Source organism: Gardnerella sp. DNF01157, from assembly GCF_049244225.1.
Taxonomy (GTDB): Bacteria; Actinomycetota; Actinomycetes; order Actinomycetales; family Bifidobacteriaceae; genus Bifidobacterium; species Bifidobacterium leopoldii.
Genome location: NZ_CP058388.1, coordinates 779,154 through 802,952, shown reverse-complemented (window position 1 = coordinate 802,952; position 23,799 = coordinate 779,154). Strand labels below are relative to the sequence as shown.

The following is a 23,799-nucleotide window of genomic DNA, read 5'->3' as shown; positions in this document are numbered from 1 at the left end:
GAAAACCAACTGAAAGCCTTTAAGCGGGAACATAAGAAATAAAACGACCATACAAGAGTAGAGATACTCTGTGTGGCCGTTTTCTTATACTCAGATACCGAAATAGTATTTGAGATTTTTAGAACAAACCTTGTATTTGAGCTTGTATTAACACTGCAGTAACGCTGGCACCTGTATTAATTAAAAAGTCTTTTAGTCCAACCAATGCTGATTTTAAAATATGCGGTTTCTTCTCTTCTTCAATTTTTAATTTGATGTCAGCTAATAATTCTGTTGCGGTTTCTATATCCTCTTTTGATAAATCAGATTCACTAATACTTTTTTCAACGGCATCAACTACATCCTTAACTTTATCATAGGAAAATGTAACTGTATTCTCACTTCCAGACACTATCTGTACATTATCGGATGGCGAATTGATCACACTTGTATTCCCGTAATAATTATTCACGGTTTGCGGCATGTTCACTGCGGATTCTTTTTCATTCTCAGAGAAAACCATATTTTCCCCTACAATACCTTCCGATTCTAATTTCAATGTCCATTCTAAAATAGTATTTTTGACTTTTTCTTCAATGTCTTTAACTGCAGTTGTAGGTACATGTAATGCATAATCCATTGGAGGTAGCGAATCAGCCATTTTATCAAACAATGCAAGTTGTTCGCCTGAAAAATCTAAAGTTAATACATTTCCTGAGGACTGACATAAAGAAATGATTTCAGAAATTGAATTTACTAACTTTCTTTCACAAATCTTTTTTTCGTATTCATTATCCTGTATTGAGGTTGGAATCCAACCGCGATAAGGATTGAAAGTTTTTAAACTTCCACGAACCTTTCTGTACTCAGGGCAAGATTCTGGGTCAGGATAACCATTTAATTCGTGTTTAATCCATTGATCAAAATCATTAAGCTTTAATTTTGATGCAATCAAATGTGCTTTGCGTAATATATTAACAACATCGCAATTTGATGACACAATTTCATTCTGTAATTCTAAAACAATACTTCCCATGTTATTCACCATCCTTCTTTCTACCATATAGGGCACTATTCTCAGCAAACATCATAGTTCTTCACATAGAAGCAATAAGGAAAAGGAATAATCTAACTTTCTGAAGTTGTTTCAGAATGCTCCTCAAAATTTTCTACCTGCTCCATAACCTTTGTGAACACTTCAGGACTATACTGTGGCGGATAGCCGTTCTTAACCAAACAAATCTTTATCTTCAATTTTAACTGATTACGCACATTCTGATTGTTGAGCCAGTCCACAAATGAAGACTCGGTATCTATTATTTCCTTAACTTTTTTAGCAAGTGTCTTGCATTTATCGTTTATCACAACACCGTTAACTTCTTTGTCAATGCCATATTCAAACTTATACTGGTCACGAAGAGCAATCAAAATATCATAGAATGCCTTTTCTTCAAAGGTTAATCCTATTTTACGGAAACTCTCACGATTTTCGTTCATCTGACGAAGTATCACTAAAGCTTGTTCAGTTGCAGCCTTAATAATATCTTCTGAGGCAGCTTCCTGTGTTGCCCCGGCTTCTTCAGCAGTAAGGTGCTTACGTCTTTCATGGTACTCATCAATAGTCTTTTCAATCATTTCTTGGAAAGATTTCGCTGCTAATTGGTTAACCCTGCCATATTCCTTTATTTGCTTACGGAGCATTTTGATAAGTAATTCTAACTTTGTAGCAGGCATTTCTACATCTGATAATTTTTCAAAGTATTCAGGAGAGAAGATATCTTCTTCCTCGCCACTTTCAAGAACACTTTCTACCTTATTGTATTTTAATGCCTCTTCAACCATCTTTGATACCACAAGATTCATAGTTTCAGCATCAACATCGCTGGTTCCACTCATTTTACGAACGAAGCCTGCTATAGCCATAAAGCACTGTGCAAGCGCAGATTCTTCTTCGCCCAGATTTCCAGAAGGTTGGCAAATATCAAAAGCACTTCTCATTCTCTTAACAGACTTTAAGAAATATGTCTTAAATGAGACCTGATTAGTTTTTCCGTTTCCTTCTGTCTGCAAGACCTGTGCTGATGTAAAGACATACTCAGCCGCTTTGGAAAGTAATTTATATCTTTCAACAGGGTCACATTTCGTATTAAGGAATGGAGCTAAGTCATAATCTGTAAACAGTGCTTTAAGTATTTCAATCTCCTCCCTGAATGCAGAGGTAGCCTGCTCAACGTCATCCGATGTGGGAGCAACTGATGTATCACCACCGTAAACCTTCATGGCCTCACGCATATTATCGCGAATGCCAATATAGTCGATAACCATACCATATTCTTTGCCGGGATATTTTCTGTTTACACGACTGATAGTTTGAATCAGCAAGTGCTTCTTCAAAGGCTTATCGTTATATAAATATGTAAGTGACGGAACATCAAATCCCGTAATCCACATATCAACTACGATAACAATATGGAAATTAGACTTTTCCTGTTTAAAGGCTGCATCCAGTTCTTCGCAACGTTTATCATTTTTAACTCCACCAAGATAGTTATACATCTCAGCTTCATCATTACTTCCAACACTCGATACCATAGCCATAAATGGCATAGGCTTTAATTCTTTAAGTTCTTCATCTGTTGCAGTAACTCCGTCAGGAGTTTTCTTTTCTTCAAACCATTCCGGATATTTATCCTTGAATTTCAAAAGAAGTGAATATGCAATTTTTCTGCTAGAGCAGACAATCATTGCTTTCTGAATTCTATCTGGGTCACTATCACAAGATGAAATATAATGGTCATGAATATCTATAGCAAGCCTCTCCAAGCGAGAAGGCTCGCCAAGGATAACTTCCATAGAACTCATTGCACGTTTACTGGCTTCAATATCATCATACGTTGCACCATCATCGGCACACTTTTTATAGTAATTTTCAATTTCTTTAGCTTTGGTCTTATCAAGTAACACCTTGGCAATACGAGGATGATACTTAATAGAAACAGTTAGTCCATCTGCGACCGCCTGATCCATAGTGTATCTATCAATTTCCTGACCAAAGGTCTGATATGTTTCGGCAATAGGAGTTCCTGTGAAACCTACAAACGTAGCATGTTGAGGCGGTAAGTTTGCTAGTCAAGGAGTAAAACGACGAAGATTAGCATTTACTTCCGCCCATGCGATAGCTGTCCGTGATTGACAAGTGCTAGCACGCAGACAGAACGGAGATAGCGAACCGCTGAGTGTGTCGCTCTGCTCGTAAAAGCTTAGAAACCTTTGAACGAAAGGGATAATGAAAGCCTTGATTGCAAGGCTTTTTGCTTTATGGTGGGTAAGTATCAGAGTGAGAAAATTTTTGGAATGAGTAGAAGTGATAGCTAGAAATTATCAGTTTCTATTTCCATTTACCCTGTGGGTACGTGTTTGTTTCCATTGACAAGGAGTTTGTGGGAATAGAAATGTACCCACCTTGTTTGAATCAAGTGAAGTGTAGTTGAAGGAAATCTGTTGAAAGCAATACTTCATTTTACCGAATAAGTAATAATTTAGGCAACTTCAAATCGATTAAAAAAAAACTATTTTAAAGGTTAAGAGTAGACAAAAATTGTCCACTCTTTTTTGCAAACTCAATTTATCAATAAATGAAATGAGGGAATGTAAAATGAAATATTTTGAGGTTGAGTTAGAAAATCCTGATGAATTTTTAAAACTACAAACAGAAGATTTTGTGAAAGCTAATCGCTTGCTACTAAGGAAGATAATCCAGAGCGTTACAGTCTATGAAGAAAACTTCGTCATATCCTTTAAATCTGGCATCGAATTGGAAGTATGAGTCTCATTCCATAACTTTTATATTGAACATATCATCTTGTTGTGTTATACTATAAATTGATATAGACAAAGATGTAGGAGGAACCGAAACTATGACAGCCTCAATGCGTTTAAGATAAGCTGGCAATAAAAAAAGCAGAATCTATACCCGATGATAGGCTTTTTTGTTGTGCTTATTTATACGATATTGAGCATTCATTAGTTACGGTGAGGATATTGGTTATTTAACTATACCTTTATTTAACTATGTCTTTAATATGAATGTTTCCAAATTGTATGTATGCAGACCAAAAGCCACATTGTGGGGTTTGGCCTGCATTTTTTATTGCCTAGAATGCTATTCAAAATAGAAATTCAAGCAAAATAATATGCAGGAGATAATATAAATGGAAAAATACAACAATTGGAAACGAAAATTTTATGCAATATGGGCAGGGCAAGCAGTATCATTAATCACTAGTGCCATCCTGCAAATGGCGATTATTTTTTACCTTACAGAAAAAACAGGATCTGCGATGGTCTTGTCTATGGCTTCATTAGTAGGTTTTTTACCCTATGCGATTTTGGGACCTGCCATTGGTGTGCTAGTGGATCGTCATGATAGGAAGAAGATAATGATTGGTGCCGATTTAATTATCGCAGCAGCTGGTGCAGTGCTTGCTATTGTTGCATTCTGTATGGAGCTACCTGTCTGGATGATTATGATAGTATTGTTTATCCGTAGCATTGGAACAGCTTTTCATACCCCAGCACTCAATGCGGTTACACCACTTTTAGTACCAGAAGAACAGCTAACGAAATGCGCAGGCTATAGTCAGTCTTTGCAGTCTATAAGCTATATTGTTAGTCCGGCAGTTGCAGCACTCTTATACTCCGTTTGGGATTTAAATGCTATTATTGCCATCGACGTATTGGGTGCTGTGATTGCATCTATTACGGTAGCAATTGTACGTATACCTAAGCTGGGTAATCAAGTGCAAAGTTTAGAACCAAATTTCATAAGGGAGATGAAAGAAGGAGTTGTGGTTCTGAGACAAAACAAAGGATTGTTTGCCTTATTACTCTTAGGAACACTATATACTTTTGTTTATATGCCAATCAATGCACTATTTCCTTTAATAAGCATGGAACACTTTAATGGAACGCCTGTGCATATTTCTATTACGGAAATTTCCTTTGCATTTGGGATGCTAGCAGGAGGCTTATTATTAGGAAGATTAGGGGGCTTCGAAAAGCATGTATTACTAATAACAAGTTCATTTTTTATAATGGGGACCAGTTTAGCCGTTTCGGGAATACTTCCTCCAAATGGATTTGTAATATTCGTAGTTTGCTGTGCAATAATGGGGCTTTCGGTGCCATTTTATAGCGGTGTGCAAACAGCTCTTTTTCAGGAGAAAATTAAGCCTGAATATTTAGGACGTGTATTTTCTTTGATCGGAAGTATCATGTCACTTGCTATGCCAATTGGGTTAATTCTTTCTGGATTCTTTGCTGATAAAATCGGTGTAAATCATTGGTTTTTACTATCAGGTATTTTAATTATTGGCATTGCTATAGTTTGCCAAATGATAACTGAGGTTAGAAAATTAGATTTAAAATAAACAATATTGGAGGAATATTTATGTATCTTATTTTCATGTAACTCTTCCTGCTAAAATCGCAGGGTTTTCCCTGCATACAAGCAAATGAAAGCATGCGATTATAGACAGGAGGAAATGTTATGGAATTAATATTAAAAGCAAAAGACATTCGTGTGGAATTCAAAGGACGCGATGTTTTAGATATAAATGAATTAGAAGTATATGATTATGACCGTATTGGTTTAGTAGGAGCAAATGGTGCTGGAAAAAGCACTTTACTCAGGGTACTTTTAGGAGAATTAACTCCCCCAGGATGTAAAATGAATCGTCTGGGTGAACTTGCCTATATTCCCCAGTTGGACGAAGTAACTCTGCAGGAGGAAAAAGATTTTGCACTTGTAGGCAAGCTAGGTGTTGAGCAATTAAATATACAGACTATGAGCGGTGGTGAAGAAACAAGGCTTAAAATAGCACAGGCCTTATCGGCACAGGTTCATGGTATTTTAGCGGATGAACCTACGAGCCATTTAGACCGTGAAGGAATTGATTTTCTAATAGGACAGCTAAAATATTTTACAGGTGCACTGTTAGTTATTAGCCATGACCGCTATTTTCTTGATGAAATAGTAGATAAAATATGGGAACTGAAAGATGGCAAAATCACTGAGTATTGGGGAAACTATTCTGATTATCTTCGTCAGAAAGAGGAAGAACGTAAGAGCCAAGCTGCAGAATACGAACAATTTATTGCGGAACGTGCCCGATTGGAAAGGGCTGCGGAGGAAAAGCGAAAACAGGCTCGTAAAATAGAACAGAAGGCAAAAGGTTCTTCAAAGAAAAAAAGTACTGAAGACGGAGGGCGTTTAGCTCATCAAAAATCAATAGGAAGTAAGGAAAAAAAGATGTATAATGCTGCTAAAACCCTAGAGCACAGGATTGCGGCCTTAGGAAAAGTAGAAGCTCCGGAAGGCATTCGCAGAATTCGTTTCAGGCAAAGTAAAGCATTGGAGCTCCATAATCCATACCCTATAGTCGGTGCAGAAATTAATAAAGTATTTGGGGATAAGGCTCTGTTTGAAAATGCATCTTTTCAAATTCCGTTAGGAGCAAAAGTGGCGTTAACTGGTGGTAATGGAATCGGAAAAACAACTTTAATCCAAATGATCTTAAACCATGAAGAAGGAATTTCTATTTCGCCTAAGGCAAAAATAGGTTACTTTGCACAGAATGGTTACAAGTACAACAGTAATCAGAATGTTATGGAGTTTATGCAGAAGGATTGTGACTACAATATATCAGAAATTCGTTCAGTGCTAGCATCTATGGGGTTCAAACAGAACGATATTGGAAAAAGTTTATCTGTTTTAAGCGGTGGAGAAATTATAAAATTGTTGCTTGCTAAAATGCTCATGGGTAGATATAACATCCTAATAATGGATGAACCCAGTAACTTCCTTGACATACCAAGTTTAGAGGCTTTGGAAATACTAATGAAGGAGTACACCGGAACTATCGTGTTTATCACCCACGATAAACGATTACTCGAAAATGTAGCAGATGTAGTTTATGAAATTAGAGATAAGAAAATAAATCTGAAACATTAAATTTAAGGTAGTCGCTGGTCAGTATAGTCTGTTCTGGTTGGCGACTCCATTGTTAAAGAGTATAAAGACTTTAGATTTTATGAATATTAAAAATAGGAACAGTCAATTGAACTGCTCCTATTTTTCTGCTAAATATATTGTAGTTTTCTTATATGTATAATGATAGATTAGCGGATTCTCATCTACGGTACTTACTTCAAATATGAAGAAGTGATCGCGGTTACCTGCATATTTGTTTTCTAACGCTTTTAGTGCGAGTAGGTTATCTCCATGTATGAGCATGTTTTCTGTATTAGGATCATTTTTGCAGTTTGATTTTTCTTTATCCTCAACTAGAATCCTAGGCTCTATTTTGATTTCTTTATCCTTACCAAGCCACGTAAGTTCCAGTTTTTGATTATTAGCCATTACTTTTCATCCTCCGCTATAAATTCCAAAATATCGTTGGGCGTGCAGTGTAAAGCTGTGCAGATACCTTCCACTTTTTCCAGTGATATATATTGCCCAGTGCGTAGTTTCGTAATAATGTTGGCGGAAATATTGCTCATTCTCATTAAGTCCTGATTGGAAATATCTTCTTCAATCATGCGATGTAATAGTTTTTTATAACTAACAGCCATAATTCCCTCCTTATTTTAATAGTTAAATATTATCACGATTCTGTGAGTATATCAACGATATAAAGAGCTAGCCACTCCGGAATATAGCAGATTAAAAAAGTCTCCTTTGCTATTCATTCAAGGCAAATGCCTAATGAATGCTTAGGAGATTTTTATTGTCAAAAATTTTTTCTAAAACCGTCAGATTACACCCTCTTTCATGGCTACCAAGTAGAAGACCAAAAAAACTTTTTAAGACAGGTTAAAAAGTCGGCTTTTTCTTTTGCCTGTGATGTAGAAGGGATAAGCCTTCTAGAAAAGGAGGATCAAATATGGATCTAGAGAAACTGCCAAAAGCACTAAAGAACAAGAATATCTTTTGTTCATGGAAGTACGAGCAGCAAGAAAACGGTAGGCTCACTAAGCCGCCTTATAACCCCATAACGGGAAAGAAAGCAGCTACAGACAACTTAAGCGATTTCACCTCGCTTGATGATGCCATGAAAGTAAAAGACCAATACGACGGAATTGGTATAAAGCTTGTTGATAACCTCTTAGGCATCGATTTAGACCACTGCATCGATAATGGCATCATTAAAGACTGGGCAAAAGAGATTATTGCCCATTTCAAGCACGCTTATATCGAATACAGCCCAAGTAAGCATGGCTTTCATATCTTGCTTCTGTTTAACGGCGCATACGATAAAAAGTCTTATTACATCAAGCATGGGGATATTGAGGTTTACAGCGCTCTAGCTACGAATCGCTATCTAACAGTTACGGGCGACGTGTATCAGGAAGGCGAGCTTTTAGAAGACGATGAAGCCATCATGTGGCTTTTAGACACGTACATGAAGCGAAACATAAACACTCATGAAAAAGAAAATAACGCGTGTACAAGGTCATATTTAAGCGATACATCTGTTATTGAAAAAGCTGGCAACGCCATAAATGGAGCTAAATTTACAGCACTTTGGCATGGTGACATTTCGGCTTACCCTTCTCATAGCGAAGCAGATGCCGCGCTTGTGTCTATTCTTGCCTTTTACTGTGGCGGTAACAAGGAGCAAATAGACCGACTTTTTCGTAAGTCTGCTTTATTCCGTCCTAAGTGGGATGAACACCGTGGCGCGGATACTTATGGCAACACAACCATTCAGAAAGCTGTTTCTAAATGTCATACCTTCTATGAGCCTTTCCATAATGCAAGTGCTGAGGAAGACTTTGATGATCTCTTATCTAAATTACAGGAACTAAAGCCTGATGAAAATATACGATATCGCAACGGTGATTTAGGTAATGGCAGATTGTTTGCTGATATTTTCCAAAACATTCTGCACTATGTACCGGAGCGCAAAATGTGGTTCATCTTCGATGGTGTACGTTGGACTTGCGATATTGGAACGCTTAAAACGATGGAACTATGCAAGGATTTAGCTCTTTCTCTTATACGTTATGCTGGTGTCATTAAAGACGAGAGAACCCGTTCCATGCTTGTTGAGTATTGGAACAAATGGAGCAGCCGTCGTAACCGTGAGATTTATATCAAGGAAGCTCAAAGCGTTTACCCCATTTCGATGGAAGCGTTCGATAAGAACATTTATCTATTTAACTGCCAAAACGGAACTTTAGACCTTCAGCACGGTGTATTTCGCAAGCACTTAGCAACAGATCTTATTACCAAAGTATCACCTGTGTTTTATGACCCGAAGGCAAGAAGTGAACGTTTTCGCCAGTTTGTCGATGAAATTATGAGCGGAGATTGTGAGAAAGCCTTGTATCTTCAAAAGTCATTAGGCTATGCGTTAAGCGGTGATACACGCTATGAGTGCATGTTCTTTCTTTTTGGAGAAAGCACAAGAAACGGTAAAGGCACACTCATGGAAAGCGTTCTGTCTGTGATGGGCGATTACGGAAAAGCGGTACGCGCGGAAACCATTGCTCTAAAGAAGAACCCTAATAGCTCACAGCCGACCGAGGATGTAGCACGCCTTGCCGGTGTTCGCTTTGCCAATATATCTGAGCCGAGCCGAGGACTATTCCTTAATTCAGCCCAAGTTAAATACATGACGGGAAGTGATACCTTAAACGCTCGATTCCTGCATGAGAACAGTTTTGACTTTAAACCACAGTTCAAACTGTACGTGAACACCAATTATCTGCCCGTCATCAGCGATATGACAGTGTTTAGTAGCGACCGCATGCAGATTATTCCCTTTAACAGGCATTTTGAAGCGTGGGAACAGGATAAAACCTTAAAGGCGGAGTTTTCTAAAAAAGAGGTGCAAAGTGCCATTTTAAACTGGCTTCTTGAAGGCTTTACCCACCTCCGAGATGAAGGCTTTAAGCCGCCTAATAGCGTTCTTGATGCCATTTTTAGTTATGCCCACGACAGTGACAAGATGGCACAGTTTGCTGAAGATGTACTCGTTAAAGACCAGAGCTCTGAGATTCGAACGGCAGTTGTATACGACCACTACAAGAAGTGGTGCATTGATAACGGCTGTTTTTCTGAGAACAGCAGAAACTTCAATCAGGAATTAAGAAAATTTGCCGAGGTTGTAAGAAAGCGTCCCAAGACAGGCGGAGAAAAAACCACGCTTCTTAAAGGCTACAGGCTTAAAAGTGAGTTTAGCGATTTTTTAAGTGGCAACTAGTGGCAGTTAATAACCTATATCCCCATATAACCCTATAAGGCAATAACGAAATTTAACTGCCACATCATGCCACGTTTAAGGAGGTGGTGCCTATGATTGCGTAATTCGTATCGCAAACCTGTGTTGAACATGAAGAAGAAATACTATCATGCACAAATCAAAATACTGAAATGATTTCAGCTTTTTGACAACATTGAAGAAAGAAAACCTGCCTAGGTACTGTGCTGTTAGAAATTTATTCGCATACTACTTTCTGAACCTAACCCCCTAGGGGGGGGGGTCAAATCTCTAAAGAGTACCCCTTCGGGAACGGGCGCAGGGTCTTGCGTGCAAAAACAGCGAATTCAAAAGGGTAAATGGGCAAAATCAAGCAAATTACTGCAGTAATTGCAGAAAACAGTAATGAAAGGAACTAACAATTATGATTAACAGAGATATTGAAAAAGAAATGAAACTAGCAAGTCAGGACTACCACAACACGTTTTGGAACGTACTGCGCGACGCAAATGGTAATGCGAACAATATTGCAGGAAAACTGCGCCACATTCATACAGGTGCCTATGATTTGCCGACTTCTTCTCTAGCAAAACTCGAAGCAAAACTTGCAAACAAAAGTAATCTTAGAAAACTGTGTACAGTGGTAAAAGCACACTCGCAATCAAGCAAATTGTTCATCTATGAAGGTACACCGTTCACTAAATGGATGAAAGATTATGATGCGAATATCATTACGCATATGCCTATTAAAGATGGCTTTAAGCGTATTGATGTAACGGATTATACCCTAGTTAACCTTATTCGTTTGGGTACGGATTTTACAGCTGATCTTGACTTTGATATCGAAGAGTTCATCACAAGCGAACTGACAAAGCAATTTACATTGAGTGAGTCGGAAGCTTTTATAAATGGCGATGGGATAACTAAGCCGACAGGAATTTTATCAGATACATCAGGTGCTGAGGTTGCTGTGCAAGCAAAAGAGATTTCCGCAGATACCATCAAACATTTATTCTTCTCGCTAGATAGTAAGTATCGAGAAAATGCCACGTGGCTTATGAATGATGAAACTGCTCTTTATCTTCAAACCTTAAAGGACACTACCGGAGCATACATCCTACCTGATTTTGATGGCAACTTAATGGGCAGACCTGTGGTCATTGACAATGCCATGCCTTCTTCGCAAAAGGGAGCAAAAGTTATCGCCTTTGGTGATTTTTCCAACTATTGGATTATCGAACGCCATAACCCAACCATCAAGGTTCTAAACGAAATATTTTCTCTTATAGACCAGATAGGTTACCTCTCTTTTGAGTATTTGGATGGGAAACTGGTACATCCTGAAGCAATTAAAGTATTGCAACTTTCTTAAACAAGGAGGTCAAAATGCATGGATGAACAAATTAAGGATACACCGGTAAAAACCGAAGTGTTAAGAATCGGAAATACTGAATTTACGGTTAACTCTCTTGAAAGCAAGAGTGCTCAGAAAGGTGTCAAAGACCTAATCAAACACCTTATTTTAAGCAATTTAAACCATGTAATAGAAGCTAAATAACTTGATAAATTCTGAGTTATACGGGAATATATACTGACCGCTTGAAGGCTGTCGGAAAGGAGGAAAAACAGATGAATAAACTAAATAGACAGCCTTCTTATACTCTAGATAATGTAGGCAAGATAACGGCACTTTACTGCCGTTTATCCAAAGACGATGAATTACAAGGTGACAGCAATTCCATTATCAATCAAAAGAGCATGCTGAAAAAGTATGCCGAGGATAATCATTTCAACAATCTTATGTTCTTTGTAGACGATGGCTACTCGGGTACTAATTTCCAGCGACCTGATTGGCTTAAATTAACTGCTCTCATTGACGAAGGAAAGATTGGAACCATTATCGTCAAGGACATGTCACGCTTGGGTAGAGATTATCTGCAAGTTGGTATGTATACAGAGATGGTATTCCCTAACGCTGATATTCGCTTTATTGCAATAAATAACGGCGTAGATAGCAATAATCAGTCAGACAACGACATGACACCTTTCATCAACATCTTCAATGAGTTTTATGCTAAAGACACAAGCAGAAAAATAAAAGCTGTGTTTAAAGCAAAAGGACAAAGTGGGAAGCCGCTCTGCATCAATCCTCCTTACGGATATCTTAAGGATCCTGAAGATAAAAATCATTGGATTGTAGATGAAGAAGCTGCCAGTGTAGTGCGTGAAATCTTTAGACTCTGCGTTAATGGGTATGGGCCTAGCCAGATTGCCAATGAGCTAATCAAAAGGAATATTCCAACACCTTCTGAGCATTTTTTCTCTCTTGGTATTAAAATTCCTTCCGCGAAATCGGAGATTAAGGGAGTCTGGAATCAAAAAACTATCTCTAATATGCTTGAAAAGCAAGAATATCTTGGGCATACGGTCAATTTCAAAACAAGAAAGAAATCGTACAAGTGCAAGAAAACATTATTGAATCCCAAAGAAGACTGGCTAATTTTCAAAAACACACACGAAGCAATTATTGACCAGGAAACTTTTGATATTGTTCAACGTATAAGAGATGGTAGACGAGTGCGTACCAATCTTGGAGAGATGCCGGTGTTATCGGGAATGCTATTTTGTGCGGATTGTGGTAACAAGCTTTATCAGGTTCGAGGAAAAGGTTGGAGCCATGATAAAGAATACTTTGTCTGTGCTACATATCGTAAGCAAAAAGGCAAATGCTCATCACATCAAATTAGAAATATTCAGATCGAAGCAATACTGCTTCACGAGCTACGAATGATTACTTCATTTGCCAAACAGCACGAAGAAGAGTTCGTGGGACTTGTGATGAAGAAAAGCGAGAAAGAACTAACCCAAAAGTTAAAGTCCTCTAATAGGGAACTCGAGCAAGCAAAAGCAAGAATTAGCAAACTTGACACAATTGTTCAGCATCTCTATGAAGACAACTTAGACGGTAAAATTTCTGATGAACGATTTAAGAGCATGTCTGAGTCCTACGACAAGGAACAAGCTGAACTGAAAAGCAAGATTGAATCCCTTGAAGCCTTTATTTCTAAAGCGCAAGAGGAATGTCTCAACGTGGATTCTTTCTTGAAATTAGTACGACAATACACAGATATACAAGAACTTAATGCAGAGATCATTCGAACCTTTGTAGATAAGATTTATGTTGAAAAATCTGAAAAGGTAGCAGGTACAAGAACCAAGAAACAAACCATATGGATACAGTGGAATTACATAGGTGCAGTTGATATTCCACTCCATAAGTAAAATCGGCGTAGCCGGTAGTAATACCGATTACGCCGATAATTTTTTAGGAATTAAATCCCTAAGTGAATGCCCCTAACGTTAATTTTTTTATTTTAATTTAATAAATTGCTAGGTTTGTATGGATTTAGCAGATATAATAGAAGAACCGACGGCATCGTGGCAGTCGGGTTGTACAAATCGAGCTTAAGGTTCGAGTCTATATGGGGAGGTTTCGCATGGAAATCGTCATTACTGGTCGTCATACGCAGATTAATCAAAGGTTCCGTGACGTTGTAGAAAGTAAGATGAATCGTGTGACCGCCATTGCGCCTGATGCGCAGCGCGTGCAAATCGTGTTGACTCATGAAGGCAATCCAAGGCAGGCTGACACAGCAAAGCGAGTTGAAATCACTGTTGTTGCAGGAAGCACTGTGATTCGCGCAGAAGCTTCTAGCACTGATCAATTTAGCGCATTAGATATGGCGCTTGATAAGTTGACGCTTCGTTTGCGTCGTACTCGCGATCGTCGTAAGGATCATCGCCGTGGATATACGGAAATGACTCCTGTAGATATGAGTGCTGTAGAGCCTGAGATTGAAACTACCGTTGAAGAGCCAGAAGAAAATGAGGTTAATAGCGCAGATGCTGCTGTTGCTTCCGATTTAGGTCCTGGTGAATCTGTGGAAGTAAGTGTTGGCGACACTCCTATTGTGATTCGTCGTAAGCTACATATTGCAGAGCCTATGAGCATAGATGAGGCTTTGTATGAGATGGAGCTTATTGGACATGATTTCTTCCTGTTTGTAAACAAAGAAACTATGAGACCATCTGTAGTATATCGCAGACATGGTTGGAGCTATGGCGTGTTTGAAATTGATACACCTGAAAATGTTGCTAAGCAAAAGTAATGGTTAAAAACATGTCTAAAGTGCGCGAATAAGTGCGCGTGCCCGTCTAGCACAATGTTGGGCGGGCATTTTTATGTAGAAATCAGACTCGCTAACTTACAAAAATCGTAGCCGTCGCGTAATATAGGCACAGTTTACGTCTATGTTGGCTAGGCCGTCGTCATAGACATGACCTAAGGGAGCAAAACGTGGTAGATATCGTCGATAAAGCCTTGCGTATGGGTGAAGGCCGTCAATTGAAGCGCCTTGAGAACGTAGCCAAGGCTGTGAATGCGTTGGAAGATGAAATTTCCGCGCTTTCCGATGAAGAATTGAAGGGTCAAACTGCTAAATTCAAGCAGCGTTTAGACAATGGTGCAAAGCTTGATGATTTGATGCCTGAAGCCTTCGCTACTGTGCGAGAGGTTTCAAAGCGTACGCTTGGCCAGCGTCATTTCGATGTGCAGCTTATGGGTGGTGCTGCATTGCATTGGGGCAATATTGCAGAAATGAAAACTGGTGAAGGTAAAACGTTGGTTGCTACTTTGCCAAGCTATCTGAATGCTTTGGAAGGCAAAGGCGTGCACGTTGTCACAGTCAACGATTACCTTGCTAGCTATCAAAGCGAACTTATGGGTCGTATTTATAGATTCCTTGGCATGAGCGTTGGCTGCATTATTACCGACCAGCAGCCACCTGAGCGTCGTAAGCAATACAATGCTGATATTACTTACGGTACAAATAATGAGTTTGGCTTCGATTACTTGCGCGATAATATGGCGTGGGAAAAGAGCGAACTTGTGCAACGCGGTCATCACTATGCAATTGTCGATGAGGTTGATTCCATTCTTATCGATGAAGCTCGTACGCCACTTATTATTTCAGGTCCTGCTGAAGGTGATGTAACTCATTGGTATCGTGAATTTGCAAAACTTGTTTTGAAGCTTACTCGCGATGTTGATTACGAGATTGACGAAAAGAAAAAAACCGCAGGTATTCTTGATCCTGGCATTGCAAAAATTGAGGATTATTTGGGCATCGATAACCTTTATGAGCCAAGCAATACAGCTCTTATTGGTTATTTGAATAACGCTTTGAAAGCTAAGGAGCTTTTCCTTCTAGATCGTGACTATGTTGTCACCAACGGCGAAGTTTTGATTGTCGATGAGCATACTGGTCGTGTTCTTCCAGGTCGTCGTTATAGCGAGGGCTTGCATCAAGCAATTGAAGCTAAAGAAAATGTGGAAGTTAAGGCAGAAAATCAGACTTTTGCTACTATTACTTTGCAAAACTATTTCCGCATGTACGACAAGCTTGCTGGTATGACTGGTACTGCTGAGACTGAAGCTGCAGAGTTCATGGGAACTTATAAGCTTGGTGTTCTTCCAATTCCTTCCAATCGTCCAGTAATTCGTAAAGATAAGGACGATTTGATCTTCCGCACAAAGAAAGAAAAGCTTACTGCTATCGTGCGCGATGTTGCTGAACGCCATGCTAAAGGACAGCCTGTGTTGCTTGGTACAGCTTCTGTTGAATCTTCTGAGATTCTTTCTTCACTCCTTGACGTTGCTCGCATTCCTCACCAGGTTTTGAATGCTAAGCAGAATGCTAAGGAAGCTGCTGTTGTTGCTGTTGCTGGTCGTAAGGGTGCTGTAACTGTTGCTACTAACATGGCAGGTCGTGGTACTGATATTATGCTTGGTGGCAATGTTGAATTCTTGGCTGATGCAAAGTTGAAGGCTGATGGTTATTCTCCAGACGATACTCCTGAAGAATATGAGAAGCGTTGGCCAGGCGTTTTAGCTGAAGTTAAAGAGCAAGTTAAAGACGAGCATGAAGAAGTTAAGAAGCTTGGTGGCTTGTATGTTCTTGGCACTGAGCGTCACGAATCTCGTCGTATTGATAACCAGCTTCGAGGTCGATCTGGTCGTCAGGGCGATCCTGGCGAATCTCGCTTCTACTTGAGCTTGGAAGATGATTTGATGCGCCTGTTCAACACTCAGCTTGTTGCTCGTGTTATGGCTAAGGGATTGCCAGAAGGCGAACCAATTGAGTCTAAGTACGTTTCTAACGGTGTGCGTACGGCACAGAAGACTGTTGAAGCTCGTAACTTTGAAATGCGTAAGAACGTTTTGAAGTATGACGATGTTATGAATAAGCAGCGTACTGTGATTTATGCAGAGCGTCAGATGGTTCTTAAGGGTGAAGATATTCACGAGGACATCTTGAAGTTCATCAGTGACACCGTAGAAAGCTATGTGCGTGGCGCAATGAACGGTTCTGATAAGCCAAAGAATTGGGATTTGGACGGCTTAAAAGATGCTCTTAACTCTGTAATGCCTGTACTTCTTGATTGGGATCAGGTACGTGAAACGATTATCAATCTCAAGGGCGAAAAAGCTGTTTCTGCTTTGCGTGATTTGATCGTCGACAGTGTAGTAAAGGTTTACTCTCTCGTCGAAGATCGTCTCGGTGCTGATCCACTTCGTCAAATTGAACGTCGCGTTGTTCTTTCTGTTCTCGATCGCAAGTGGCGTGAACATCTTTATGAGATGGATTATTTGAAGGATGGTATTGGTCTGCGTGGTATGGGTCAGCGTGATCCGCTCGTTGAATATCAGCGTGAAGGCTACCAGATGTACAATTCGATGATTGAGGCAATTAAGGAAGAAAGCATTCAGCTTCTATTCCACATTGATGTCAATCAGATTGCTTCTACTGAAGATATTTCTTCTGACGATGAGCTTGATGAAGATGTTGCGCAAGCTTCGTCTGAGGTAGATGCTGAAGATCAAGCTGCTGGTATTGTTGGTCCTGCACCTTTGAGCCATGCTGAAGGCGATGTTCCATTAACCATGCGACCAAAGAATGAAGAATGGAAGACTCCATGGTCTGATGGACGTACATTCCCAGGAACAAATAAGAATGACGAATGCCCATGTGGTTCTGGTCGTAAGTACAAGCTTTGCCATGGTCAAAACGAAGCTGAAAATGAAGCTGAGTGACTTGAAAGCTTACTAAAGTAAAATATAAATAAAAGGCGGTGTGATCAAAATCATGCCGCCTTTTATTATATTCGATTGATTATTAGCTATACTCGAGCACCATCTCCATAATCGCTGTAATCTTCTTTATACGGATCAGGTTTTTTGCGATTCATAAGTAATCCTGCTCCACTAAGTAGCATTAATAAGCCGCATATAATACCAACAATGTTCGCTATAGTAGGAATAAAAGCACTTACAATAACACCGAAGATACCTATAACAAATAGAATCCACAAAACTACATTAACTAAAGATACGTTATAAAATTGTGGATTTGGAGGCACAAAATCATCGCCATAGTCTTCCATAGTCTTATCTAAATCGAGCCAACTTGTGCGGGTATTATCACGAGGACCTTTAGCAGTTATAATCGTGTGAGAATCTTGCATTCTAGTAGGAATAATATAAGATTTATGGCTACTTAGATTTTTTAAGTTAAATTTATTTTTTATTACACTTTTTTGATTTTTAGAATTATTGTCGCTTGCTATAGTGTTGCGCTCTTTCTTTTTTTCTTCTTTCTGAGCGTGCTTTTCAAAACTTTTTGCGCTACGTGAATTAGCAATATCGTTCATGTCATCAGAATGTTCTGCAACAAAAGATGACCATTCGTCATCAAAATCTCCGTTGTTTTGTTTTTGATTATTCTTTAACGATTCTGACGTTAACTCGTCATCCCGGCGAGGGTCGTTGGTATTCTTAGAAGAAGTCATGAACTATACTGTAGCAAGTCTTCCTGATTCTATGCTTAAAATGTTCGAAATTGGACTTGCAAGAAAGGATATGGTATGTTGTACTGGTTCTTCGTGAAGGGACTTGGGGGTATTGCCCGCATGAGGATTCATCCATCAGCGCAAGGTATTAAAAATGTACCTAAAAAAGGTGGAGCTATTATTGCTGCAAATCATCTTGCTGTTATTGATGACGCGCTTCTGCCATTGACTTGTCCTCGTATGATCCACTTTATGGGTAAAGCAGAATATTTTGAAGGCAAAGGTTTAAAGGGTCGTTTTAAGAAGTGGTGGTTTACTTCTGTGGGCGTTTTCCCTGTAGATCGTTCTGGAGGCGCAAAATCTCTTGGCGCTTTGAATCATGCTCGTGAAATATTAGAAAAAGGTCAGCTTTTTGGCATTCATATTGAAGGCACAAGAAGCCCAGACGGTCGTTTATATCGTGGTCATACTGGTGCTGCACGTCTTGCTCTTGAAACAGGTTGCCCGATTATACCTGTTGCAATTATTGGAACTAGAGAATTACAAGTGCATGGTCAAGTTATTCCAGCAAAAGGCAAGACTAAGGCGATTTATGGCGAGCCTATTCAAGTAGAGCGTGTTCGTGACGAAAGTGAGATCACTCACGAGCGTTTACGCGAAATTACAGATAAAGTAACTAAGTCTATTCAGCAAATGAGTGGTCAAGAATACGTTGATGAATATGCTCAAACCGTAAAAGAACGTATGCGTCAAAAACGTGAAGAAAGTAACGAAAATAAGTAAAATATAATGCTGATTCTCATGCTATTAGATTAACATTATTATATATTTAAATTTTATTTATGTTCAAATATGTAAGCGGCGAAAGTTATTGAGCTTCCGCCGCTTTTATAATACTTAAGACACGCTTATATTACTGTAAGAGTAATAATAGAAGGATTTCCATTAGAATCCTTCAATGGCACTTCGCTTCCAGCTCCAGGGGATTGGAAGCGCACTACGTGCATTAAATCACCAAGTGGAGCAGAAACACGAACTTTAAGCCCTAGACTTTCAATAATCCTTCTAGCTTCATCACTGCTCTTTCCGCAAACGTTTGGCAATGTAACAGTTTTTGGACCTTTTGAAACAACAACTTTAACGCTATCGCCCCAATGTAAGTCAGAACCAGCTTCAACAGAAGCGCGGATAATCTTACCCTTTGCTACAGTATCGCTATTTTCTTCTTCGTACTTTACATCCAGCTTAGCGTCAGTCAAAGCTAAGTCAGCTTCATTCTTTGTTTTCCCAACTATATCTGGCATTTGTACAGGCTTAGGTCCCTTAGAAAGTAAAATACTTACTTCTTCGTTATGGTTCATGCGCGTGCCAGGTTTAGGGTTAATATCAATTAAGCTGCCAGCTGGTATATCTATAGAATACGTATCTCCTGACTTATCGTGAATAATGTTAGTAAAGCCTGCTTTACGCAATGTTTTCAAAGGATTTTTGCCATTGTAAGTCTTTGGATCTGTAATATCGTCCGGGATTGTAGCCTTACGAATTCCACGCGAAATTACAACATTAAGAGCACTATTATTGTGCTTTTGAATATGGCTTCCGACAACATCAGGATTTGTTGAAACTACTTTTCCTTCTGGCACATCGTCACTATAATCTTTTGAAACTGTGTAAGGAATTCCAGCAACTTTAAGCGTGTGCTCATATCGTTGCCAATTGACATCAGTTATTTTGCAAGATGCATAATTGTTGCATTGAAGGTCGTCAGGCTTAGGTAGCGTCCAATAACTGCCAGGACCTAAGAAATACCAAAAACCACCAATAGCAGCAATTGCTAATACTCCAGCTGTACTTAAACCTGCAATAATGAAAACACGCTTTTTAGAAGAGCGGTTAGACTTGTTTCCTAAGTCCTTTTCTGTATATGACAGGCCCAATGGTTTTGTTGCATTTAATTTGTTGTTAAAATTGCGAGAGCTAATAGCAATTGTTGGCATATTGCTATCGTCAAATTCTTCTAAAGGATTATCTTGCGAATTGTATGACACATCTTCTGCATTAGTAGCATGCCATTGCATAGCTTGTGTTTTTTGAAGATTATTCGCATCGAAAGCACTGTCGGACTTTGCTAGTGAATTGTCTATTGCTACATTATTGACTTCAGGATTATGTAGATCATTATTTGTGCATGAATCGAGTTCACCTACAGAATTATCTCTAGGTATTGCAACAGTTTCGTCTGTAGCATTTTGCAATAAAGAGTTGGAATTAGCAGAAAAATTAGAGCCTGAAGTATTTATCGCTCGTGTAGCATCTGAGTCATTATTAGGATTCAATTTGTCCGAATAATTTGCTTCAGGGGGAACACGCAAATTATTAATAGGAGAAAAGTCTGTTTCTTCTGAAAACTCTTGTGGTTCTTCTGCTTTGTATTGCCAATCTTCAGGGTTTAATTGTGTAGAAAGTGCACGTAATTTTGCTAATGCTTCACTTGCATCTTTAGGTCGTTCGTTCATGTCGCGAGCAGTGAGGTTTGCTATGAATTGTGCAACTTTTTCGCTAATTCCAGGGCAAGCTGTAGCAATTGAAGGAGTGTTTTCATGCACATGCTTGAAAACAAGCGTAACAGGATTATCTGCAGTAAAAGGCACTCTTCCTGCAAGCATTTCCCAAGCCATCATGCCCGCTGAATACAAATCACCTTGAGGAGTTGCAAGATTATGCTCAATAAGTTCAGGAGCAAGATAAGCTGCTGTGCCAAGAAGCAATCCTGTAGAAGATAATGTTGCTTGCGAAATTGCTCTAGCTAAACCGAAATCAGTAATCTGAACATGACCTCGATCGTTAATTAAAATATTTTCCGGCTTAATATCTCTATGCACAACTCCAGCATTATGTGCAGAAGCGAGACCATCCAAAGTTTCTGCAAGTAAACGCAGCGTATCTCGCACACTGAATGTGCCTTGCATATTCATTTCATAACGCAAATTAACGCCATGAACATATTCCATCACAAGATAATCAAGCCCATCATATTCGCCCGTATCATAAACTTGCACAATATGTGGATTGGCAATTGCTGCAGCAGAGGTTGCTTCTCTGCGGAATCTAGCAATAAATTGCTGGCGATGCACTCCTTGAGCAAGTTGAGTGTGCATGATTTTAATTGCTACAGGTCTATCAAGGCGTTCATCTTCTGCTTGATACACAGTAGCCATGCCACCCTGAGCTATTTTGCGCACAATGCGATAGCGATTTTCAATGCGCATACCTGGCTGCGCCTGCGTAGCTTCATCCATTGTCACAATCCTTATACGCGTAAAACCATTTTTGCTACTTACGAGTGTACAAGCAAGATAGTAAAGAAGGCTAATTTCGAGCGTTATTTACTAAATATTATTGTACATTACGCCATGCTTCTGGTATAAATCGTTTGCTAATTTCATGCAAAATAGTTTTTCCACTATCGCTCAATGTACTTGATTCGATTGCTTGTTGTGAATCATTCCATAGATTCTCAATTCGCTTTTTTGATTTTTCAATAGCACCAGAAGTATGGTAAATCTGTATTATTTTATTTACATCATCTTCACTCCTAGTACTACTCGTATAAGCTTTTAATAGTATTTCTCTTTCGTTATCGTTTCCGTATTGCAAAGCATCTGCAAGAAGAACTGCACGCTTACCTTCTCTAATATCACCGCCAATAGGCTTACCTGTAATCTTGCTATCTGAAACAATATCAAGCAAATCATCAGCAATCTGGAAAGCAACGCCTAACGAATTGCCAATAGAATTAGCAAGATTGTATGCTTCAGTTGGTTGCATATTTGCTGCAAGAAAGCCGAGAGTTAATGGAGCAACAGTAGTGTAACTGGCTGTTTTCCATCTAAAAACATTCAAAGATGATTCCGCAAGTTGTATTGGATTATCTAGTTGCATCATTTCTATAGACAAATCCAATACTTGACCAATACCAACATTTCTTTGCATAGACGCAAATGCTGCTAACAATTCCTCGCCATAAGTAAAATTCTTCGCACAATTTCTTGCAATATCGAAACTTTCTGTGGCAAGTAGATCTCCTAGCATTAAACCTAAGCCTGTGCCAATATGCTTATTATTGCAAGCTTTACTTAATGCACAATACGCACTAGGCTTTCCACGTCTCAAATAAGATTCGTCAATAATATCATCATGAATTAATGCAGCTGTTTGAAATACTTCTAGAGCACAAGCTATGTCAAATACAGACTGTTCATGGATTTTTTGAATATTGGTTTCTTTTGATGCAGCGTAAAATGCTGAAATCGTAAGAAGAGCTCTAAGACGTTTTCCGCCTTCGCTTGAAACAATAGCTTGCTTTATTACTTGCTGTAGTGTTTGCGCACATGTGGATGAAAGATTATCTTCTAGTCCCGTATTAAATTGCTGAGAAATTAAAAAAGTAATTCTAGATTCAATATCGTTAAGACTGTAATTGTTGCCTATAAATGTGCTCATATTATGAAAGTTATCCACAGGGCTGAACATTACAAAACGCAGTTATTATTATGGTTTAATAAGCTTTTCACCGCGGAAATAGTTTTTTATTGAATGCTGACTTATGTCTTGAGAAACTTCAATATATCAAAAAATGCTATTACATAGTTTGATTATCAAAATAAAAAATCATGTAAAAAATGAGGGGGAGTATGCATGGAAATTGTAGAGGATGATTTGAAAACAAAGATATCGCATAATTGTATGGATGACTTTGATATGCAAAGTCTTATGCAAATTTATGGTGAAAGCGCTAATTCTTTTAATGGTTGTTTAGATTTTGCAGGTTCAGAAGATTTTGAAAGTTTTGCTGGAAGAGAAATTTCAGATATTAATGGGAATATATATCCTTCCAAAGAGTGCAGCTTTTTTATGACTTTTTCTAAGGAATATATTTACAACAACTGTAGTGATAGTGTGCAATGGATTAAAGGATTAGAATATTGGGTTCCGGCAGTTTCGGAAGCTTTTATAGAAAATGTTGATCGAAATGGCAAGCAATACGCCATTAGAGATATTGCAAGCAGAGCGCTTATGCGATGGTACAATATGTTTGCTTACGATGAAAAAATGTTTGGATATGATCTAGTAAACCTGCCAATAGCAATGTTGCATAATATTAATGTTCGTGACGCAATGCTTATTTCTATTCTGGATGAAAATCAAGAATGGTATGACGAAAAAACTTTGTCGGAATTTGCTTGGTGTCCTCACACTTCTGAAGTATCTCGTAATTTGCGGCATTGTTTAGAAGCAAAATTCACTCAAACAAATAATAAGCCTGATATAAAGAGAGCTATTTTCGCGTGCAAAATTTTAAAATCTATGGCTATTATTACTAAAAGCATTCCAAAATTATCTGTGCAAGTTTACGCTTTATTAGCTTATATCAGCTGGTGGTTTAGGCTAGGAGAAGTAAAGTATTATTGTGATTGTGCATTGCGCATTGATCCTGATTGTTCTATGGCAAAAATAGTGTGTGGAGCATTCGAAAATGGTCTTGAGCCAGCATGGATTGAATAATTCGCCACGCCGCAAAAAATTAGTTGGGGAATAATCGTCTTGCTTAAATGGTTTACTACTTAAGGTAAAACTTGCCCTTGCA

General features: G+C 38.8%; 18 protein-coding genes. 11 read left to right on the top strand and 7 right to left on the bottom strand.

Going from position 1 to position 23,799, the window contains the following annotated elements; all coding sequences use genetic code 11:
* Positions 1 to 118 precede the first annotated feature (118 nt).
* Both HXT38_RS02985 and HXT38_RS02980 read right to left on the bottom strand, forming a co-directional pair.
* Positions 119 to 1,042 (bottom strand): ABC transporter substrate-binding protein, encoded by a 924-nt coding sequence (locus HXT38_RS02985; RefSeq protein ID WP_421791589.1) that lies wholly within the window; start codon positions 1,040 to 1,042, stop codon positions 119 to 121.
* A gap of 65 nt (positions 1,043 to 1,107) precedes the next feature.
* Complete coding sequence (locus HXT38_RS02980) at positions 1,108 to 3,054, bottom strand: type I restriction enzyme endonuclease domain-containing protein (RefSeq protein ID WP_225791482.1); 1,947 nt, start codon at positions 3,052 to 3,054, stop codon at positions 1,108 to 1,110.
* A gap of 580 nt (positions 3,055 to 3,634) precedes the next feature.
* On the opposite strand from HXT38_RS02980, the gene HXT38_RS02975 reads away from it, so the two are divergent.
* From HXT38_RS02975 to msr(D), 3 genes are all read left to right on the top strand, one after another.
* On the top strand, positions 3,635 to 3,805 hold the full coding sequence (locus HXT38_RS02975) for a hypothetical protein (RefSeq protein ID WP_000873143.1): 171 nt from the start codon (positions 3,635 to 3,637) through the stop codon (positions 3,803 to 3,805).
* Between the two features lie 385 nt (positions 3,806 to 4,190).
* Positions 4,191 to 5,408 (top strand): macrolide efflux MFS transporter Mef(A), encoded by a 1,218-nt coding sequence (mef(A), locus tag HXT38_RS02970; RefSeq protein ID WP_000417519.1) that lies wholly within the window; start codon positions 4,191 to 4,193, stop codon positions 5,406 to 5,408.
* Positions 5,409 to 5,527: 119 nt separating this feature from the next.
* Complete coding sequence (gene msr(D) / locus HXT38_RS02965; RefSeq protein ID WP_000420313.1) at positions 5,528 to 6,991, top strand: ABC-F type ribosomal protection protein Msr(D); 1,464 nt, start codon at positions 5,528 to 5,530, stop codon at positions 6,989 to 6,991.
* Between the two features lie 117 nt (positions 6,992 to 7,108).
* Here msr(D) and HXT38_RS02960 read toward each other — a convergent pair whose 3' ends face one another.
* Positions 7,109 to 7,399, bottom strand: coding sequence for a DUF5960 family protein (locus HXT38_RS02960; RefSeq protein ID WP_004121959.1), 291 nt, complete (start codon positions 7,397 to 7,399; stop codon positions 7,109 to 7,111).
* Positions 7,399 to 7,611: a helix-turn-helix domain-containing protein gene (locus HXT38_RS02955; RefSeq protein ID WP_004121956.1), complete on the bottom strand. Its 213-nt coding sequence runs from the start codon at positions 7,609 to 7,611 to the stop codon at positions 7,399 to 7,401. Before HXT38_RS02955 ends, HXT38_RS02960 begins: the two co-directional genes overlap by 1 nt.
* 311 nt (positions 7,612 to 7,922) lie before the next feature.
* On the opposite strand from HXT38_RS02955, the gene HXT38_RS02950 reads away from it, so the two are divergent.
* The 6 genes from HXT38_RS02950 to secA all read left to right on the top strand — a co-directional run bounded on the left by HXT38_RS02950 (position 7,923) and on the right by secA (position 17,397).
* Complete coding sequence (locus HXT38_RS02950; RefSeq protein WP_004121944.1) at positions 7,923 to 10,247, top strand: phage/plasmid primase, P4 family; 2,325 nt, start codon at positions 7,923 to 7,925, stop codon at positions 10,245 to 10,247.
* 421 nt (positions 10,248 to 10,668) lie between these two features.
* A complete protein-coding gene (locus tag HXT38_RS02945; protein WP_004121942.1) occupies positions 10,669 to 11,616 on the top strand; it encodes a phage major capsid protein in 948 nt (315 codons plus the stop codon).
* A gap of 18 nt (positions 11,617 to 11,634) precedes the next feature.
* Positions 11,635 to 11,802, top strand: coding sequence for a hypothetical protein (locus HXT38_RS02940; protein WP_004121940.1), 168 nt, complete (start codon positions 11,635 to 11,637; stop codon positions 11,800 to 11,802).
* 71 nt (positions 11,803 to 11,873) lie between these two features.
* Positions 11,874 to 13,526 carry a recombinase family protein gene (locus tag HXT38_RS02935; RefSeq protein ID WP_050567752.1) on the top strand — a complete coding sequence of 551 codons (1,653 nt, stop codon included), beginning with the start codon at positions 11,874 to 11,876 and terminating at the stop codon, positions 13,524 to 13,526.
* Between the two features lie 215 nt (positions 13,527 to 13,741).
* Positions 13,742 to 14,413, top strand: coding sequence for a ribosome hibernation-promoting factor, HPF/YfiA family (gene hpf / locus HXT38_RS02930; protein WP_421791587.1), 672 nt, complete (start codon positions 13,742 to 13,744; stop codon positions 14,411 to 14,413).
* 188 nt (positions 14,414 to 14,601) lie between these two features.
* Positions 14,602 to 17,397: a preprotein translocase subunit SecA gene (gene secA, locus HXT38_RS02925; protein WP_004106800.1), complete on the top strand. Its 2,796-nt coding sequence runs from the start codon at positions 14,602 to 14,604 to the stop codon at positions 17,395 to 17,397.
* Between the two features lie 86 nt (positions 17,398 to 17,483).
* On the opposite strand, the gene HXT38_RS02920 is transcribed toward secA, so the two are convergent.
* The gene (locus tag HXT38_RS02920) at positions 17,484 to 18,152 is read right to left on the bottom strand and encodes a hypothetical protein (RefSeq protein ID WP_004106798.1); all 669 of its coding nucleotides are present in this window, start codon (positions 18,150 to 18,152) and stop codon (positions 17,484 to 17,486) included.
* A 75-nt stretch (positions 18,153 to 18,227) separates the two neighbouring features.
* Here HXT38_RS02920 and HXT38_RS02915 point away from each other — a divergent pair, with 75 nt between their 5' ends.
* A complete protein-coding gene (locus HXT38_RS02915; protein ID WP_116442701.1) occupies positions 18,228 to 18,935 on the top strand; it encodes a lysophospholipid acyltransferase family protein in 708 nt (235 codons plus the stop codon).
* A 125-nt stretch (positions 18,936 to 19,060) separates the two neighbouring features.
* Here the strand turns inward: HXT38_RS02915 and HXT38_RS02910 are convergent, their stop codons facing one another.
* Positions 19,061 to 21,451, bottom strand: coding sequence for a protein kinase domain-containing protein (locus HXT38_RS02910; RefSeq protein ID WP_421791585.1), 2,391 nt, complete (start codon positions 21,449 to 21,451; stop codon positions 19,061 to 19,063).
* Positions 21,452 to 21,548: 97 nt separating this feature from the next.
* Positions 21,549 to 22,655 (bottom strand): polyprenyl synthetase family protein, encoded by a 1,107-nt coding sequence (locus HXT38_RS02905; protein ID WP_064340567.1) that lies wholly within the window; start codon positions 22,653 to 22,655, stop codon positions 21,549 to 21,551.
* A gap of 195 nt (positions 22,656 to 22,850) precedes the next feature.
* Here HXT38_RS02905 and HXT38_RS02900 point away from each other — a divergent pair, with 195 nt between their 5' ends.
* The gene (locus HXT38_RS02900; RefSeq protein ID WP_064340566.1) at positions 22,851 to 23,717 is read left to right on the top strand and encodes a hypothetical protein; all 867 of its coding nucleotides are present in this window, start codon (positions 22,851 to 22,853) and stop codon (positions 23,715 to 23,717) included.
* The last annotated feature ends 82 nt before the right edge of the window (positions 23,718 to 23,799 follow it).